The sequence below is a fragment of the Bartonella sp. PS17NMGDW genome, assembly GCF_042193555.1.
Lineage (GTDB): Bacteria > Pseudomonadota > Alphaproteobacteria > Rhizobiales > Rhizobiaceae > Bartonella > Bartonella grahamii.
In genome coordinates this window covers 1-18897 of sequence record NZ_JBHILY010000018.1, presented here as the reverse complement: position 1 = coordinate 18897, position 18897 = coordinate 1, and the positions used below count along the sequence as shown (strand labels likewise).

Sequence of the window (18897 nt, the reverse complement as noted above, 5' to 3'; positions counted from 1 at the left end):
GCCGAAAAAAGCACTGTGTCTTTAAGCAATGTAACCGTCACTAAAGCGACAACAGGCATATTTGCAAATAATAACTCTACAATAACAGTGTCTGGAGGTTCATTCGACGGAAAAACTGATGGGGTATATGCGAAAGAAGGCAGCGCCATTACTTTAGATGAAAAAGCTGCAGTTACATCATCTGATGGTTATGGACTTCATGCAGAAGGTTCAGGATCTAAGATCACAATGGCAGAAGGAACAGTAACAATAAAGAATGAAAAAGCTGCATTATTTGCAGAAAAAGGTGCACAAATTGATGCCACGAATGTTGCTTTAACAACAGATGGGAAAGGAACCGGTGCAGAGGCCTTTGGTCCTGATAGCAGAATTGAATTGCATGGCGATACAACAATTAACAATACTTTGAACGGTCTTGGAGCAGTTGATGGTGGTAAAATTACCAGTGAAAATTTAACCGTTATGGGTGGTGAAGCAATTGATCAAGACCCCGACAAAAACCGCTCTGGTGTATGGACAGCGGACTCTGGGAGTGAAATTCAGTTAACGGGCAAAACAACTATTGAAAATGTTGATGAAGGTTTTTATGCAGATGGTGGGAGTAAAATCATTAGCGGAGATTTAACAATGACCGGTGGTGAAAGTAAAAATGAGACCGTTGCTGTAAACGCTTCAGAACCTGATAGTGCAATCGAATTAAATGGTAAAACAACCATTCAAAATTTTGATGAAGGTCTTTTTGCAGGAAATAATAGCACGATTAAGATGATTAATGGTGATATTGAAGCAGCACAACGTGCTGTAGAAAACAAAATAGAAGTAAAAAAAGTTGCACTAGCCGTAGCATATGGTGGACTTATTGATCTCACAGATGTCTCTGTAACAGCAGGAATCAGTGGCTTGCAGTTTTTAGGTCTCTCTAAAACCAAACTCAATGAATCGAATGATCCCCAAAAACATCAAAGTAGTGAAATCAATTTAACCAATGCAGATATTCACGTTGAAAATGGTACTGGAATTCTTATTGGAGCTCTCACTGATAACGACATTGAAAATAATGCAGATCTGGCAATCGGTACAGCAAATCTCAAAAATTCAGAAATCCATGCTGATGTTTTACTAGGAAACGGCATTTATTTGAAAGACAAAGGGGTTTGGAACCAAGCAGGTTTAAAAGCGATCTCCAACGGCACTTTTACATTAAACGCTGATCAGTCTACTTTAGAGGGCAGAGCGAATATTGCTAAAGACAGAAATGTACACTTTGATCTGAAAAACGATACAACATGGACGTTGAAAATCAGCAAAAATGAAAAAGATGATGATGGTAATCTGCTTGATATTGCTCAAAGATCTCGTTCTGATGTTTCTGTGCTAAACCTCAACAACAGCTCCATTGTTTTTGATAAACCAACAGAAGATCATTACCAAACATTGCATATAGGTTCTGGTAAACCAGACACGCAAGAAGTCTACAACGCAACGGGTGATGCGAAGATTTACTTCAACGCTGAATGGAGTGATGGTGCTGCAATAGATGACCAAAAAACCGATAGACTTTTGATCAATGGAGATGTCTCTGGTAACACATCAGTTTATGTTACGGGGCGCTTAGAAGGGAACAATGTCAAAGCAAATACCTCTGCTGCTGCCAATATCCGTGGTCTGTCACTCATTCAAGTTTCTGGAAAAGCAGAAGAAAACTCTTTCAAACTTGTAAATGGCTATACCACAAGAGGTGGTTTACCGGATATGTATACACTACGTGCCTATGGACCAGACTCAAGCCAAGGCAAAGCCGATGTTGCGCAAAACCTGTTTGATGAAAAGAATGAAAATTTCTGGGATTTCCGTTTACAACCTGAAATTCTTGAAGCGGGTTCTGGCTCTGGTCCAAGTGTGATCGCCCCTGTAGCACAAACAGCAAGCTATTTGGTCATGCCAAATGCTCTCTTCTACAGTGGATTAACAGATATGGCTAAACAAAACGCGCTCTTAGCCAATATCAGAACATCTGTCTTAGGAAAAGAAGAAGAGAAACAAACCGGTTTCTTCCTTTACACCTATGGAAGCACAGGAACTTTATCTTCTGAACGCGGACCTCTCAAATACGGTTATGGCGCTGATATTCGTTATGCTGCTCTCCAAGCCGGTGTTACATTGGCAGCAATTGAAGGGCAAAATACCACAACACATCTCGGTCTTGTAGGCACCTATGGGCAGCTGTCGTTCACACCAAAGGACATAAAAGATGCAGGAAAGAACACGCTGGATAAATGGGCCATTACAGCCTATGGCAGTATACAGCATAACAGTGGTTTCTACATCGATGCACTCTTGTCCTATGGTATCCTAAAAGGGCATATCGCCAATGCCATCAGAGGCAATACCGCAAAATTGAACGATGCCAAAATGTTGAGTATCTCCACCACTGTTGGCAAAGAGTTTGCAACCGGAATGGAAGGTTTAACATTTGAGCCACAAGCACAAGTTGCCTACCAACATTTGATGTTTAACACCATTGAAGATGCTGATAATTTCACTGTTGATATGAACAATCCTTCTCAATGGTTGATCCGTGTTGGTGGACGTTTGACCAAAACCATTTCCACTGAAAACAGCCGTCCTATGTCTTTCTATGGAAAAGTAAACTTGATCAAAACCTTTGGTGATGATGGTACCATTCATATTGGTAGAGACTTTGACCTTGATCCTATGGGGCCTGCAATTGAAGGCGGCATTGGTATCAATGCACAACTGTCTCACAATTTCTCCCTTCATGGTGATGTAAGCTATCAACAAAAGCTTCAGAAAACTGGTATAAGTGGTGCAAGCTTTTCAGGTGGAATACGCTATCAGTTTTAAGGAAAGACTGTAAAAATAGCCTATTCATTCTATTCAATTTAACAAAAAGGCAGCACAATGTGCTGCCTTTTCGCTTTATATAAATCCTAATGACACTAAAACTACCCCCTGCCTTTTTATCAAGAAAAATATAAGGTATTTTTATCCAGAATATATTAAAACCCACAAATAATGAAAGCGGAAACCTTTTAATAAAAATGCAGTTTTGCAGTTTTATTAACCAAAGTACCTTTCATTTAAAGCTTTAACATAAAGCTCTTTATTAATTACGTTTTTAAACTGAAGATATGTCTGTTTTATCGCCCTCAATAAGATAAGCGATTATCAGAAACTTTCCCCTCATCTGAAAACTCAAACAAATTTTTTTATCTATAAAATATTCAAACAAGAAAACACAAAAAAAACTATAAACGATAGGATGGTAAAAGATATTTTCAAGTGAAAATATATTCGAATAATTATCATAAAATGTCTTAAGATTCATAAAGAACTCTCAGTAATTATCAAAAATTATTTTTATTATTTTATCAAAATATAAAAAATAATCCCACTACAAACAGAAAATAAATAAACTAATTTAATAAAAAATAAACTATACATAATATGCATTTTCATGAATATTATTTAAAATATTTGACAAAGAAGTAAAAACAACTTACCGAGCTAGAGTTAATGTAACAACACTAAGAACAGTAACTCATTTTCACTTCTTCTTATGAGGTCGGTGGGGAAATGAATATTGGGGACTTCAAAGGAGAATACGGGTGTATAAAAAATCCCTTTTATCATATACAGCAACAGTCGCGATCATACTCTCTAGTATCTATTCCAATGCACATGCTGAATCTCTTGAAGCTTCTGGAGAAGGACACGCCATCACCGGAGAAACCGGAAAGGCCTATGAAATTCTTCATGCAAAAGAAAGTGGCAAAATCACTGGTGAAAATTTAACCGTAACCGGAAATAAAGACACCAATAAAGGCGCTAACAAAGGCTCCAGCGAAGGGGGCGTCTCCCCTCCTCCCGGATCATCTTCTTTAGAATCACCGGCTGCTGTAACAGCTGAAGGCAAGGATAGTATAATCACATTAACGGGTAATAAAACAACCATTAAAGGAACTGATTCTGCCATTATCGTAGGTGTTGAAGCAAAAGACGGTGGCACGATCTCCATGACTGGAGACTCCATTAATGCTTCTGATTTTGGTGCGATCTTCTTGAACAGTAACAGCGACAAAAACAAGCTGAAAAATGTAACAATATCAAGCAATGAAGACGGAAAACAAATAACCTTTGGAGTAACCGTAAAAGAGAACAGTACAGTCACTTTAGAAGATGTAACCGTAAAAAAAGCGGGAAACGCTATTCTTGCAAATAATAGTTCTAAAGTAAAGGTCACTGGAGGCTCATTCGCTTCAAAAGAAGCAACAATAGCTGCCTTGAAAAACAGTGACATCACTATAGAGGGCGCTCAAATTACATCATCTAATGACACTGGACTCTGGGCACAAGAAGGTGGCTCAATCTCTATGAATGGCGGTTCCATTAAATCCTCATACGCTGGTGCTTCCTTCTCGAGAAGTAAAAACGAAAACAACAAACTAAAGAATGTAGAAATATCAAGTAATAAAGAGGGAGAATTATTAATCATTGGAGTAGAAGCAAAAGATAAAAGTCTTGTTACTTTAGATAATGTCAAAGTGACTCAAGCAAAAAATGCTATCATTTCAGATAATAACTCTACAATAACAGTCTCTGGGGGATCATTTGTTTCAAAACAAGCAACAATATTTGCGCAAAACGGCGGCACAATCACTATAAATGATTCTAAAATTACATCATCTGATAACACTGGGCTCTGGGCAAAAGACAATAGCACAATCAAAATGACGAAAGGAAAAGTTAAAGGAGGAATTTATGCAGCATTAACTGCTGAAAACGGTGGACACATTAATGTTACAGATGTTTCTCTCTCAGTAGCCACAGGTGGTGGAGCTGGTGCAAATGCCAGCGGCCCTGATAGTATGATCGAATTGCATGGAACAGAAATTGATCATGCTTTTCTTGGGCTTTATGCAGAAAAAAATGCTATAATTAAAATGACCGGAGGAACTATTACAACTTCTACAGTTGGTGCTACCTTTTATGACAGTAAAAGCAATGAAAATAAGTTGGAAGATGTGACAATATCGAGCAGTCAAAAAGGTGAAACGGTAGTGTTTACAGGATTAAATTCCCAAGCAAGCAATGTCACTTTAAAAAATGTACACATTACAAATGCAAAATTCGGCGTATATGCAATGGATCATTCTAAAATCACAATATCAGGAGGATCATTTGTTGGAAACGATATAGGGATTAACGCAGAGAGTGGCAGCACCATTGCTTTAACCGATGATGCCAAAATTACATCATCTAATGGTTATGGGCTCCATGCAAGTGGACTAGATTCCACCATCACAATGACGCAAGGAAACATAACGGGAAAAGAGGCAGCATTGGCTGTTGAAAACGGTGGGCATATTGATACAACAAATATTTTTGCAACAGCAGAGAGAAATGGCATAAAATTTGAAAATCCTGAAGAAGATACAACCTCAGAAATCAATTTAACCAACGCAAAGCTTCACATTAAAAACGGCATTGGAATTAACGTAGATGAGTCAACCGGCACAGTCAATCTTGGCAAAAAATCAGAAATCCGTGCTGACGTTCTATTAGTAACCAAAGCTTCAGCTGAAGAAAATGGTTTAGCTTTTACACTCAATTCTGATAACTCCATATTAGAGGGTAGAGCAAAAGTTATTAACAGTCCTAAAACAATCTTTAATTTGCAAAACAATACACAATGGATTGTAAAAACCAGCACAAACGAAAAAGATGATGATGGCAATCTGCTTGATATTGCTCAAAGATCTCGTTCTGATATTTCCACGCTCAATCTTAACAACAGTACTATTGTTTTTAATGGACCAACAGAAGAGCATTATCACACATTACATATAGGCTCTGGTAAACCAGACACGCAAGAAGTCTACAACGCAACGGGTGATGCAAAGATTTACTTCAACATTGCTTGGAGTGATGGTGCTGCAATAAATGACCAAAAAACCGATAGACTTTTGATCCATGGGGATGTCTCAGGCTCTACAACAGTTTATATCAAAAGCGATACAGGGGATGAAAGTAGTGTAGTCAATGCTGCAGATCCTTCGAATATCGGTGGACTTTCGCTTATTCAAGTCTCTGGGAAAGCACAGGAAGGCTCTTTCAAACTTGTAAATGGCTATACCACAAGAGATCGTTTACCTTATAAATATACACTGACTGCTTATGGACCAGAGTCAAGCCATGGACAGGCCGATATTGCACAAAGCCTCTTTGATGAAAAGAATGAAAATTTCTGGGATTTCCGCTTACACAAAGAAATTCTTGAAGCGGGTTCTGGCTCTGGTCCAAGTGTGATCGCCCCTGTAGCACAAACAGCAAGCTATTTGGTCATGCCAAATGCTCTCTTCTACAGTGGATTAACAGATATGGCTAAACAAAACGCGCTCTTAGCCAATATCAGAACATCTGTCTTAGGAAAAAAAGAAGAGGAAAAACAAACCGGTTTCTTCCTTTACACCTATGGAAGCACAGGAACTTTATCTTCTGAACGCGGACCTCTCAAATATGGTTATGGCGCTGATATCCGCTATGCTGCTCTCCAAGCCGGTGTCACATTAGCAGCAATTGAAGGGCAAAATACCACAACACATTTCGGTCTTGTAGGCACCTATGGGCAGCTGTCGTTCACACCAAAGGACATAAAAGATGCAGGAAAGAACACGCTGGATAAATGGGCCATTACAGCCTATGGCAGTATACAGCATAACAGTGGTTTCTATATGGATACACTGTTATCCTATGGGATAATAAAAGGAGATATCGGCAATGCCATCAGAGGAAATACCGCAAAATTGAAAAATGCCAAAATGTTGAGTATCTCCACCACTGTTGGCAAAGAGTTTGCAACCGGAATGGAAGGTTTAACCTTCGAACCACAAGCACAAGTTGCCTATCAACATTTGATGTTTAACACCATTGAAGATGCTGATAATTTTACTGTTGATATGAACAATCCTTCTCAATGGTTAATCCGTGTTGGTGGGCGTTTGACCAAAACCATTTCCACTGAAAACAACCGTCCTATGTCTTTCTATGGAAAAGTAAACTTGATCAAAACCTTTGGTGATGATGGTACCATTCATATTGGTAGAGACTTTGACCTTGATCCTATGGGACCTGCAATTGAAGGCGGCATTGGTATCAATGCACAACTGTCTCACAATTTCTCCCTTCATGGTGATGTGAATTATCAACAAAAGCTTCAGAAAACTGGTATAAGTGGTGCAAACTTTTCAGGTGGAATACGCTATCAGTTTTAAGGAAAGGCTGTAAATAGCCTATTCATTCTATTCAATTTAATAAAAAGGCAGTATAGTATACTGCCTTTTTTAATCTATGTAAGCTACTATTCTTATCCCCTAAAACTTTTTTCTTTCTCCTCAATGATCTCCTTCTCTGCTATTTACACGAGTCACGCGGCATATTCATTATCGAATTTGTCTATACAGCTAAGCAAAGTGTATTTTTAGGCAATATAAAGAAAACAACATTGGAAAAGATAATGATAAAAGAAGTTCTCTGTTCATACCTTTGCTATCTGTTTCTTCAATCCATTAGCTTAACACCACCCTGTAAGAATTCATTTATATTTCCATGTACCGTTTTTTAGGCAAACCATTTTGACAATGCTTATCCCTATCATTCCATATAATATATTGATTTATAAATATAATTCTTTGTTTTACATGTTGTAATGAGAGTCCGGAATATCGTAGGATTCTCTCATTTCAAACTTGTTTTATGTTGAATCAATTAAAAATTTTCTTGCACGTTACAAGCGGAGCTGGCGTGTGGAGCAAAGTTATATAAGAAAAGCCTAAGAACTCCTATAATGAACTGTCTCAAGAACCAAGAGCTTGTCACAAACATTAGGAGCTAGCAAAGTGTGTGATGGGCTTGCTCTTTTATTAAGCTTAAAGGTATCAGCTTGCTCCTTCGTAAGCGTAAAGATGATGAGACTCTATGGCTTTAGCGTTATAGCATTCATGACCACATCGTCGCGAAATAAGCTTTGGTACCCTTAAAGAAAAGTCTCTTTAAAGAAAGCCTGTGAATAGCCCCCTCATCTCTTTTTCTTATAGCAGAGAAAATTTGCTGATCGTTTTGGTGAGTGCATAAAATAATACATCTCAATGCTATAGAGCTTTTATAACGATTATCCTTAATAGACAATTTTAAATATCATACTTCATAGTGTTTTTAGCATAAGCTTGAGCAAGCTAGGTTTTATGAAATCCATTTTTCCCGACTTCTTATGATCATTAAAAAGTTTTTCTTAAGAAAAACTTCAAATCATAGAGAACACCATAACTATAATTCGTTTTGTTGTTTACAATAAAAACATAATGATATAAAAACTGATTGGGTACTTGCGCCATCAGGGGAATGAAGTAAGCATCAAAGCATACCAAATATTAAAGGCATATCTATGTGTAAGAAATATATTTATAAGAAAAATTTTTTGTTATGTACAATTGCTGGAACTTTCATTTTTTCTCATTTTGCTCCAACTTATGCAAATAGACAACCTCCTGAAATTATTAGTGAGTTTAAGCTGGAAAAAGGAGAAGAGAAAACTCTTAATAACGTTTTTATCCGCAATGGATTGAGCGCAGTGCACGCCTCTGAAAAAGCAATTGCCACAATTACAAACTCAACAATACATTCAGCTTCGTTTGCTTTTGCTGTATCACAAGGTGGACGTATTAATGCTAAAGGAGTAAACGTCAATGCCTTGTATACTGGTCTATCGATTTCAAACGGTATCATTAACATTGAAGATTCATTCATAGAAAGCAAAAAACAATCCGGTATTATTTTTCATAGCATTTTAGATGTTTTTGTGAAAGATGGTGAAGAAGTTATCAATAAGGCAATTCTTAACAATACAAAACTTCTTGTGGAAAATGGTGTCGGTATTTTAGGACCATCATCTTCAAAGTCTGTTGCCGAGGTTCAACTTAGAAATTCAGAAATTCGTTCTGATGTACTATTACAAAATAATGTAAAAAAGAAAACAGATTCAGATCCTCATCCTGTGACTTTTGTATTAACCGCCGATAATTCGATTATGGAAGGAAGAGCAAGAACCTTAGCAGTAAATACAACTGTTTTTAATTTAAATAACAACAGCAAATGGTATTTAAATGTAAGTCAATACGACATAAATCGTGATTTTAGTTCATTTAATTATGCACTCCATGATATTAAGCAACGAGCACTATCTACCGTTTCAGTACTGAACTTCAATAATAGCTCTATTGTGTTTAATGCGCCACATAGGCTGGCAAAGGGTCAATATCAAACCTTGAGTGTAGGACGAACAATTGAGATCCCTAAACCACACGAAAACAGGGATTCCGCTATAAAAACCGTTTATAATGCGACAGGCAATGCAAGGATTTATTTCAATACAGAATGGAGTGATGCTTTAAAAAGAGAACAACAAAAAACGGACCGCCTTCTTGTCCATGGAGATGTATCAGGCACCACGACAATTAGTTTCAATAGCCTTTCAAAAGGTGAGCCATCAAAAGAAGAAGCTTCTATTCCCGCGAATATGCGTGGACTGTCGCTCATTCAAGTATCTGGAAAAACAGATGAAAATGCCTTCAAACTAGCAAATGGCTATGTCACAATGGGCGGTTTGCCTTATAAATATGTCTTAAATGCCTATGGACCAACATCACGTCTTGGAGAAGCAGAGAGCACACAAAGCCATTTAGGAGAAGTAACTCAACAATCACAAGAAAAGTCCTCAAAAACCGACACGACCCCCGTTGTATTAGGTGGTGTGGTTTTGAAGATTGAGGATAATATAAAAGGTGAATCAACGGCAAATTCTGAGCAAATAGGGAGCACACAAAACCATTTGAGAGAAAATCAGAATTTCTGGGATTTCCGCTTGCAAAGTGCAACGCTCGATGATGAAGGAAAGATCAGAGCTCTCGTTCCTCAAGTGGCAAGCTATTTGTCCATGCCTAACGCACTATTCTCAGCTGGACTGGCTGATGTAAACAATCAAAACACTTTACTGAACACGATACAAAAAACAGGCTTTGAGAAAAAAAATCATAAAAACAAAGGGATCTTCTTCTCGACTTATGGAAATAAGATGACATTATCCTCTCACCGTACGCCATTGCAATATGGCTATGGTGCCGATATTCACTATGCTGCTTTACAAGCAGGCTTTACATTAGTAGCTCTAGAAGATCAAAACATAACCACCAATTTGGGTCTTTTCGGGACATATGGGAAATTAGCTTTCACCCCAAAAGATATGGAAGGTGCTGACAAGAGTACACTCAATAAATGGTCAATTTCTGCATATAGTGGACTGCGCCATAATAATGGTGCATATATCCATGCTCTCTTTTCTTATGGAATGCTCAAGGGAGATATCACCACAGCTCTCATAGGAAAGACTGCAGAATTGAAAAACGCTGATACATTCAGTGCATCGGCGACCATTGGACAAAAGTTCGAAACCAGTACAAAAGGATTGGTCTTTGAACCACAAGCACAAGTTGTTTATCAGCGTCTCATGCTTGGCACATTCTCAGATGTCGATGGCTTTGATGTAGATATGGGAAATCCTCATCAATACTTAGTGCGTGCTGGTGGGCGCTTAACACAAACGACGATTTCTATTGAAAAAGGCAGTATTCTTTCTCTCTATGGTAAATTGAATATTATTAAAGCTTTTTCTAACAATGACACCATACAGATTGGTGAATCATTCCACTTTGGTTCTATGGGGGCTTCTGTTGAAGGTGGACTTGGTGTGAATGCACAATTATCACAAAATATCGCCCTTCATGCTGATGTTAACTATCAACATAAGCTTCAAAAAACTGGTATATCTGGAGCAAGCTTTTCAGGCGGAATACGCTATCAGTTTTAAGAAAAGGCAAAAAACAATTTATAGTCTATGCATTTTTAATAAAAAAGCAGTACGAATGTACTGCTTTTTTGCAATCTATCGTAAAGAGTCATCAATAACGGTTCTTTCTATACAGCTTTCTCGAAAGGATTAATTTCATTCAAACCAAATGCAACAAAATTCCTTATCTCTCAATGACTGCTGAAGTCTCAAGAGAACTGCCTTTTTGATTTATAAAAATTTTTGTATATCGGTAAAAAATACAAAATATTTTAGCTTTTTTACATCAAAAAAATTCATAGTGAATAATTCTATATGCAAGAAAAACAACTGAACGATTTTTGTAAATGCACAACAAATCTTCTCCAAAAACTTTGTAGAGTTTTCATAACAACAGCCTTAAGCAATAAACATCCTTGTAAAATATTTTGATCCTTAGCACTTTAAAACAAAAATACTTATCAAGCTAGGTTTTCTGAAATCCATCTTCGCTGCATTGCGCTTTCTATTTTAAAAGCTCTTCTAAGACCAATTTTTAAACGATAAATAACAAAGCATAATATTCGTTTTGTTGTTTACAATAAAAATATAATGATATAAAAACTGATTGGGTACTTGCGCCATTAGGGGAATGAAGTAAGCATCAAAGCATACCAAATATTAAAGGCATATCTATGTGTAAGAAATATATTTATAAGAAAAATTTTTTGTTATGTACAATTGCTGGAACTTTCATTTTTTCTCATTTTGCTCCAACTTATGCAAATAAACAACCTCTTGAGATTCCTACGGTCCAAGTAGCTAATGGAGAAGAGAAGAGCCTTCATAATGTTTTTGTTCGTGGTAAGTATGATGCCGTGGTTGCTAAGAAAGGTCATATTACCATTACAAACTCAGTAATGCACTCAGGCTTTACTTTGCTTTCTGCAACATCAGGTGGTCAAATTAATGCCAAAGGAATTGTGGGAGAGGCAGAAGGGCATGGTTTGTCACTCACAAACGGCACAATCCATATTGAAGATTCAACATTAAAGGTCATAGGCCACAGCAGAGCCTATGGTATCAATTTTGGTTATATTTCAAGTTCTACAATAAAAGAAGGAGAAGAAGTTGTAAACAAAGCAATCCTTAATAATACAAAAGTTCTTGTAAAGGACGGTGTAGGTATTTTCGGACCTTATTATCCCAAAACGAATGCAGCGTACCTTAAAAACTCAGAAATTCGTTCTGATATGTTATTAAAAAATGAAGTCTCACCCTTCTTCGAGGTTCAACCTGCTACTTTTACATTAGAGGCTGATAATTCGATTATGGAAGGAAGAGCAAAAACGCTTCCTCAAAATACAACGGTTTTCACCCTAAACAATAACAGCAAGTGGCATTTAAAAATTAGTCTATTTGAGTTGGAAAATAGTTTTAGTCTATTTAATTATAAGCTCCTTGATCTTAAGCAACGAGCACAATCTATCGTTTCAGTCCTAAACCTTAATAATAGCTCTATCATATTTAATGCTCCGCATAAACTAGCAGACAATCATTATCAAACCTTGCATGTAGGAAAACATCCACAAAAAGCAGAGCAAAACAGAAGCTCCGATGCAACAACGGTTTACAATGCATTGGGGAACGCAAGAATTTACTTTAATACAGAATGGAGTAATGGTCTTACAAAAGAACAACAAAGAACTGACCGTGTTCTCGTTCATGGTGATGTCTCAGGCACCACAACGATCTATTTCAACAATCTTTCAAAGCATGCAGAACCATTCGATGATGAAGAAGATTCAATTCCTTTGAATATGCGTGGGCTCTCACTTATTCAAGTTTCTGGGCAAGCAAATGAAGATTCCTTCAAACTTGCCCATGGCTACACCACAATGGAGGACTTACCTTATAAATACATACTCAATGTTTATGGACCAACATCCAGCCGTGGGAAAGCCGATAAGACACAAAGTCATTTAAGCGGAATATCACAAGAATCAAAACAGAAAGATGCACAAAATATCAATGCATCATCCCTTAAAAAAGAAAACTATGGACAAGCTCCCTTGGAAGAAAATGAGAATTTCTGGGATTTCCGCTTGCAAAGTGCGACTCTCGATGATGAAGGAAAGATCAAAGCTCTTGTTCCTCAAATGGCAAGCTATTTGGTTATGCATAATGCAATATTCTCCTCTGGCTTGGCTGATATAAACAATCAAAATACACTGTTAGATAATATGCACTCAATAGTTTTCGGATTAGAAGGTCATAAACAGAAAGGGATATTCTTATCGACTTATGGCAACAAGATAACGTTATCTTCCAGCCGTAGTCCATTAGAATATGGTTATGGTGCAGATGTTCGTTATGCTGCTATCCAAGCAGGCATGACATTAGCAACGTTAGAAAATCAAAATATGACCGCGAATCTTGGTCTTTTAGGCACATATGGAAAGCTTTCTTTTGCGCCAAAGGATATGGAAGGTTCTGACAAAAGCATACTGGATAAATGGTTTTTTACGGCATATGGGAACCTCCACCATGACAATGGTCTCTATGTTAATACACTTTTCTCTTACGGCATTTTAAACGGACATATTACAACAGCCCTTATCGGCAACACCACAGAGTTAAATAATACGGATACATTAAATATATCAGCTACCGTTGGACAAAAACTAGCAACTGGTGTTGAAGGAGTGTCCTTTGAACCACAAGCACAACTTATTTATCAACACATTACATTTGGCACTCTTTCAGATATTGATGGCTTCCAGGTTAATATAAAGACCCCTCATCAATGGTTGGTCCGTATTGGAGGGCGTTTAACGAAAACAATGCTTCCCATTGAAAAAGATCGTGTTCTTTCTTTTTATGGTAAATTGAATGTCATCAAAGCTTTTGGTGAAAAGCGCACTATAGATGTTATTGAATCTTTCTATCTCGATTCTATGGGCTCTTCCCTTGAAGGTGGGCTTGGCATTAACGCGCAACTTTCTAAAAATATCGCACTTCATGCTGACGTTAATTACCAACATAAACTTCAAAAAGCTGGTGTCTCTGGAATTAATTTTTCCGGTGGAATGCGTTATCGCTTTTAGAAATCTTAGCTCTCTATTTTGACGCATAAGCAGCGCTGAGATGAAAACAGTGCTGCTTATATTTTACTACATTACAAAAAACGTAGTGTGTCAAAAAGTGGTTTATTTTTAGCAAAACAAAGAAAATATCTTAAGGAACATCTCTATGCATAAGAATCTTTTGTTATGTACAGCCGCTTGTGCTTTGTTTTTTTCTTCTTTTAATTTTACGTCTACCAGTACCGCTTCTGGCTTAAACCCTCAAACACGCCATACCATTGATTTAATAAACACACCAACACAAGCATCGAAAACGACTCTTAACACATCCGCAAAAGCTCATGTGAAATTACCCACAAAAGTTAAGAGAACCGCTACCGCTGATACCGAAAGCACCTCTAAACTTACAGATAATGAAGCAGCCGCAACTTCTGCTTCTCTTGATTTGGCAGAAAAAAGAACAGTTCTTATGCCACAAAAAGAAAGCTCTTTAGTTATGCCTATCGCGATGTTTTCTGTCGGTTTTTCTGATTTCAACAATCAAAATATCTCGTTAGACAACATGCAAATAACGATGTTTGAACCCAAAGATCATCCAGAGAGAGGCGTTTTCTTATCCACTTATGGCAATAAGAGCACCTTTTCTTCCAGCATTCAAGAAAAACAAGATGGTGTTCAAGCAGATATTCGCTATGCTGCATTGCAAGCAGGAGCAACATTAATAGCGCTATACGATCAAAATATCAGCAGCAATTTTGGTCTTTTCGGAACATATGGGAAATTGTCTTTTACGCCTAAAAACAAAGAAAGCTCTCATAAGAAAATGCTTGATAAATGGTCACTCACTGCATATGGAAATATTCAACATGACAGTGGCCTCTATGCACATGCATTTCTCTCTTATGGAATTTTCAAAGAAAATAACACCAGAGCTTTCATCAAACATACCTCAAAAGTAAATAATAGTAAAACATTAGGGGCTGCTGCAACTGTTGGTCAAAAACTGTCAACCAGTTTGGAAGGTGTAATCCTAGAACCGCAAGCACAACTTGTTTATCAGCGTCTCATGCTTGGCTCTTTCTCAGATGACGATAACTCTAAAATAGACATAAGCAAACCTCATCAATGGTTGCTCCGTATTGGCGGACGTTTGACGCAAAACAAAGGCCATGCCCTTTCCTTCTACGGCAAACTGAACGCGATCAAAACTTTTAGTGAAAACCTTCCGCTTGCTGCTATGGGATTTTTAATCGAAGGTGGTTTTGGTATTCAGGCGCACTTATCTGAAAATATCGAGTTTCATAATGATCTCAGCTATCAACATAAATTCAAAAAAGATGGCATATCTGCAATAAATATTTCCGCTGGAATGCGCTATCACTTTTAAAAATACTTGTATTCGCATCTTGAAATACAAAGTACTCTCATTATGTTTCGTTTTGTCTCTTACAAAAGAAACATAATGAGGTTAAAGTTTTATCTTTTATGAGAGAGGGGAAATATTTAGGAATACATCTATATGAAAAAAAGTTTTTTACTATACACAGTTTCTGGAGTTCTGTTTTGTTCTTCCACCAGCTTGTCTTATGCTCTTCATGATACGAATGCACAACCTACAATAGATCTCCCGTCTCCACAACCCGCTCATTCAAATGCATCATCTTCATATCCACCTTTAACATCTAGCTCTACAAGAACGATCATACCCCCTCCTCTTACAAAGAGTGAATCTACAACGCCTGCTCCTACGAGCACTCTACCTTCCACAACCCAACTTGAAGGAAATTTAGTTCGAAATACAGTTTCTTCTTCAAAACAAAACTCTAATCTTAGCCAAGGAAATACACAAACATCAAATACTAAAGTGGCAAAAAGTGTACAATCTAACCCTGCAGCCACACAAGATATTCTTACACAGTCTCCAACGACAGAAATAGCTCCAACAGCAGGAATGGAAGTAAAATCTAGAAGACGTTCAGGTGTTTCCACTTCTTCTACAAACTCTTCCAGAAAAAAAATGCCCGAAAATTCTGCTGTATCCTCACAGTCAGAACCTCCACAAACTTCACCGAATTTACAACCAACACCTATAAACTTAGAACCTACAAGAGCGGAACCTACAAAACCGACAACAAAGCTATCGCCAACGCTTAAAGAACCAGAACTCGCACAGCCAATATCTTTAAGACCAGAAACTGGAAAACCAGCATTACCGGTACCGCCAAAATCTGTAAAACCAGCGCCCGTACAATCTGCCTCTGCACAAAAAATATCTGAAAAATCAGAGCTTAAAAAACCAATATCACCAATAAAACAACCTGAAAAGTCTACACAAATTGAGGATATAAGCTCCAGAATTGAGGCTGAAAACGGTAAGACCATAACGCTATATAACAAAAAAATTCAAGACAATGGTTTTGCTGTACATGCAGAGGGCAATAATTCAAAAATCAACATGATAGGGGGAACAGTTGATGCGCGTTTTGTTGCGCTAAGTGTATCAGATGGTGGAGAAATTGATGCTACAGGTATTACTGTAACAGCAGAAACAGTTGGTTTGCTAAACATAGAGGGAACAATCAAACTGAAAGATTCAAGCGTACATGTCACGGGTAATCATGAAGTGGACGGTATTATTTTCCGCAACAATCCGTATAGTGCCCCTAGAAAACGATATACACGCAATGCTGAAAGGAATGCCAACGCCGTTCAAGAACAAGATGGAGCCAATATTGCCGATAAAGTAACTCTAGAGAATACAAGGATTTTTGTTGAACATGGTAGAGGTATCAACCTTTATGGAACAGGCATAAACGGTGAAGTCAGCCTTAAAAATTCAGAAATTCATGCCGATATTTTATTAAAAAATATAAAAAACGAAAATGCTTTCACAAACACCCTTACACTGGTTTCTAACCACTCTTCTTTAGAAGGTGGAGTGAGAACTTCTAAAGATAATAGAACTGTTTTTGATCTAAAAGAGGGGACAAAATGGCTTTTAAAGGCGAATAAAAACGCCCAAAATAATGATAATGTTTCAGATGACCATGTACAGTTTGGTGTTGATAAAAAATCATACTCTAACCTTTCTGGATTGCGCCTTACAGACAGTGTCATTATGTTTGACAAACCAGTGGAAGGACATTATCAAACTCTGTTTATAGGACCTAATCTTCCGAAAAGAAATGAAATAGCTCATACAGCAGCGGTTTACAGTGCAACAGGTGTTGCAGAAATTTATGTAAATACTCAATGGAATAAACATTCTCCTATCACGGAGCAACAGACCGATCGCATTGTGATTAATGGTGATGTCTCAGGCCGTACTGTTGTTCACATCAATCTCCGAAAAACAGATAAAAAAACAACCGATAGCTCTGCTGTTTGGGGAGAACACATGGCGTCACTTCCTTTAGGAACACATGGGATTTCAATCATTCAAGTTTCCGGACAAGCAAACGAAAATTCCTTCACGTTAGCAGGAAACTATATGACAATAGGGAAACAACCTTATAAGTATGTACTTACAGGCTATAAACCTGGAACATCTCATGAGAGCCAAAACCTTTTTGGTAAGAACAGTAATTTCTGGGATTTCCGCTTACAGAATGCCTACATTGATAAGGATAAAAAAGTTCGAGCACTTTTACCACAGGTAGCAAACTATTTAACCATATCTAATGCTTTATTTTCTGCTGGATTTACTGATGTCAGCAATCAAAACACGTTGTTAGACAATATGCGAACAACAGTATTTGGGGCAAAAGACAATAAAAAGAATGGTATCTTTTTCTCTTCCTACGGCGAGAAAGTCACCTTATCTTCCAACCGCGATCCACTGCATTACGGTTATGGTGCTGATGTAAACTATACTGCTTTACAACTGGGTGCCATATTAGCCGCCTCGGAAGGCAAAGACATAAGCACACATTTTGGTTTTTTAGGAACATACGGAAAACTTGCCTTTACGCCAAAAGAGATGCAAGATTCTGAAAAGACAACACTTGATAAATGGTCTCTTGCCGCTTACAGCAGCATCCAACATAGCAATGGTATATATGTAAACACACTTCTTTCTTACGGAAAGTTAAAAGGAAATATTACCACAGCTCTTGTTGGAAATGCCGCAAAACTGGATGGTACTGAGATGCTTAATATATCTGCAACCATTGGTCAGAAATTAGCGACCAATACAAAAGGATTGGTATTTGAACCACAAGCACAATTCATTTATCAAAATCTCATTTTTGATATCTTCTCAGATGCCGATGGCTTAAAAGTAGACATGGGCAACCCGCATCAATGGTTGGTGCGGATTGGTGGACGTTTAACAAAAACTATAATGGCTGCTGAAGAAAATAAGGCTGTCTCCTTCTATGGTAAAATGAATGTGATCAGAGCTTTTGGTGATGGTAAAACCATAAAAATTGCTGATACCTTTCATGTTGATCCTACCGGCTCTTCAGTTGAGGGAGGCATGGGGGTGAATGCATATCTTTCTCAAAATATTGTATTAAACGCCGATATCAGCTATCGGCAAAAACTGCAAAAAGCCGGAGTATCTGGCACCAATTTGTCTGGCGGGATACGTTATCGTTTCTAAAGCAGAAGCTAATTTTAACTTAAATAAAAGAGCAGCACTTTGTGCTGCTCTTTATATTTAAACTTATATTTTTTTAATTCTCAAAAATCATTATCACATTAAAGAAGATTTTGACTTATAATGTTTCTTTTACATATTGAATAAAAAACTGAATACCATAGCATTCTCTCATCAAAACACCCCATGCATAAAGCTTTTGTGCCTTATATCACCACACTTCAAGCGATGATATTTTTACAGCACAACAGAATAAGCATTCATGCGGATTTTAAAAAATTAGCCCCTTCTTCGCTGTGGACGCTCCATTT

Annotated in this window: 6 protein-coding genes; all 6 read left to right on the top strand. The window is 37.5% G+C overall.

What is annotated here, in order from left to right; all coding sequences use genetic code 11:
- A partial coding sequence (locus tag ACFIJK_RS08135) for an autotransporter outer membrane beta-barrel domain-containing protein (RefSeq protein ID WP_375627450.1) occupies positions 1-2865 on the top strand: 2865 nt, incomplete at its 5' end.
- A gap of 764 nt (positions 2866-3629) precedes the next feature.
- Positions 3630-7295 (top strand): autotransporter outer membrane beta-barrel domain-containing protein, encoded by a 3666-nt coding sequence (locus ACFIJK_RS08130; RefSeq protein WP_375627449.1) that lies wholly within the window; start codon positions 3630-3632, stop codon positions 7293-7295.
- Positions 7296-8464: 1169 nt separating this feature from the next.
- A complete protein-coding gene (locus tag ACFIJK_RS08125) occupies positions 8465-10942 on the top strand; it encodes an autotransporter outer membrane beta-barrel domain-containing protein (protein ID WP_375627448.1) in 2478 nt (825 codons plus the stop codon).
- A 653-nt stretch (positions 10943-11595) separates the two neighbouring features.
- Entirely contained in the window at positions 11596-14007 is a 2412-nt protein-coding gene (locus ACFIJK_RS08120; protein ID WP_375627447.1) for an autotransporter outer membrane beta-barrel domain-containing protein, read from the top strand.
- Positions 14008-14152: 145 nt separating this feature from the next.
- Positions 14153-15373: an autotransporter outer membrane beta-barrel domain-containing protein gene (locus ACFIJK_RS08115; protein ID WP_375627446.1), complete on the top strand. Its 1221-nt coding sequence runs from the start codon at positions 14153-14155 to the stop codon at positions 15371-15373.
- 132 nt (positions 15374-15505) lie between these two features.
- On the top strand, positions 15506-18589 hold the full coding sequence (locus ACFIJK_RS08110) for an autotransporter outer membrane beta-barrel domain-containing protein (RefSeq protein WP_375627445.1): 3084 nt from the start codon (positions 15506-15508) through the stop codon (positions 18587-18589).
- Positions 18590-18897 lie beyond the last annotated feature (308 nt).

Bases quoted from the DNA above. Each gene is read 5' to 3' on its own strand.
- ACFIJK_RS08125 (WP_375627448.1), top strand. From the start codon at position 8,465: ATGTGTAAGAAATATATTTATAAGAAAAATTTTTTGTTATGTACAATT.
- ACFIJK_RS08120 (WP_375627447.1), top strand. From the start codon at position 11,596: ATGTGTAAGAAATATATTTATAAGAAAAATTTTTTGTTATGTACAATT.
- ACFIJK_RS08115 (WP_375627446.1), top strand. From the start codon at position 14,153: ATGCATAAGAATCTTTTGTTATGTACAGCCGCTTGTGCTTTGTTTTTT.
- ACFIJK_RS08110 (WP_375627445.1), top strand. From the start codon at position 15,506: ATGAAAAAAAGTTTTTTACTATACACAGTTTCTGGAGTTCTGTTTTGT.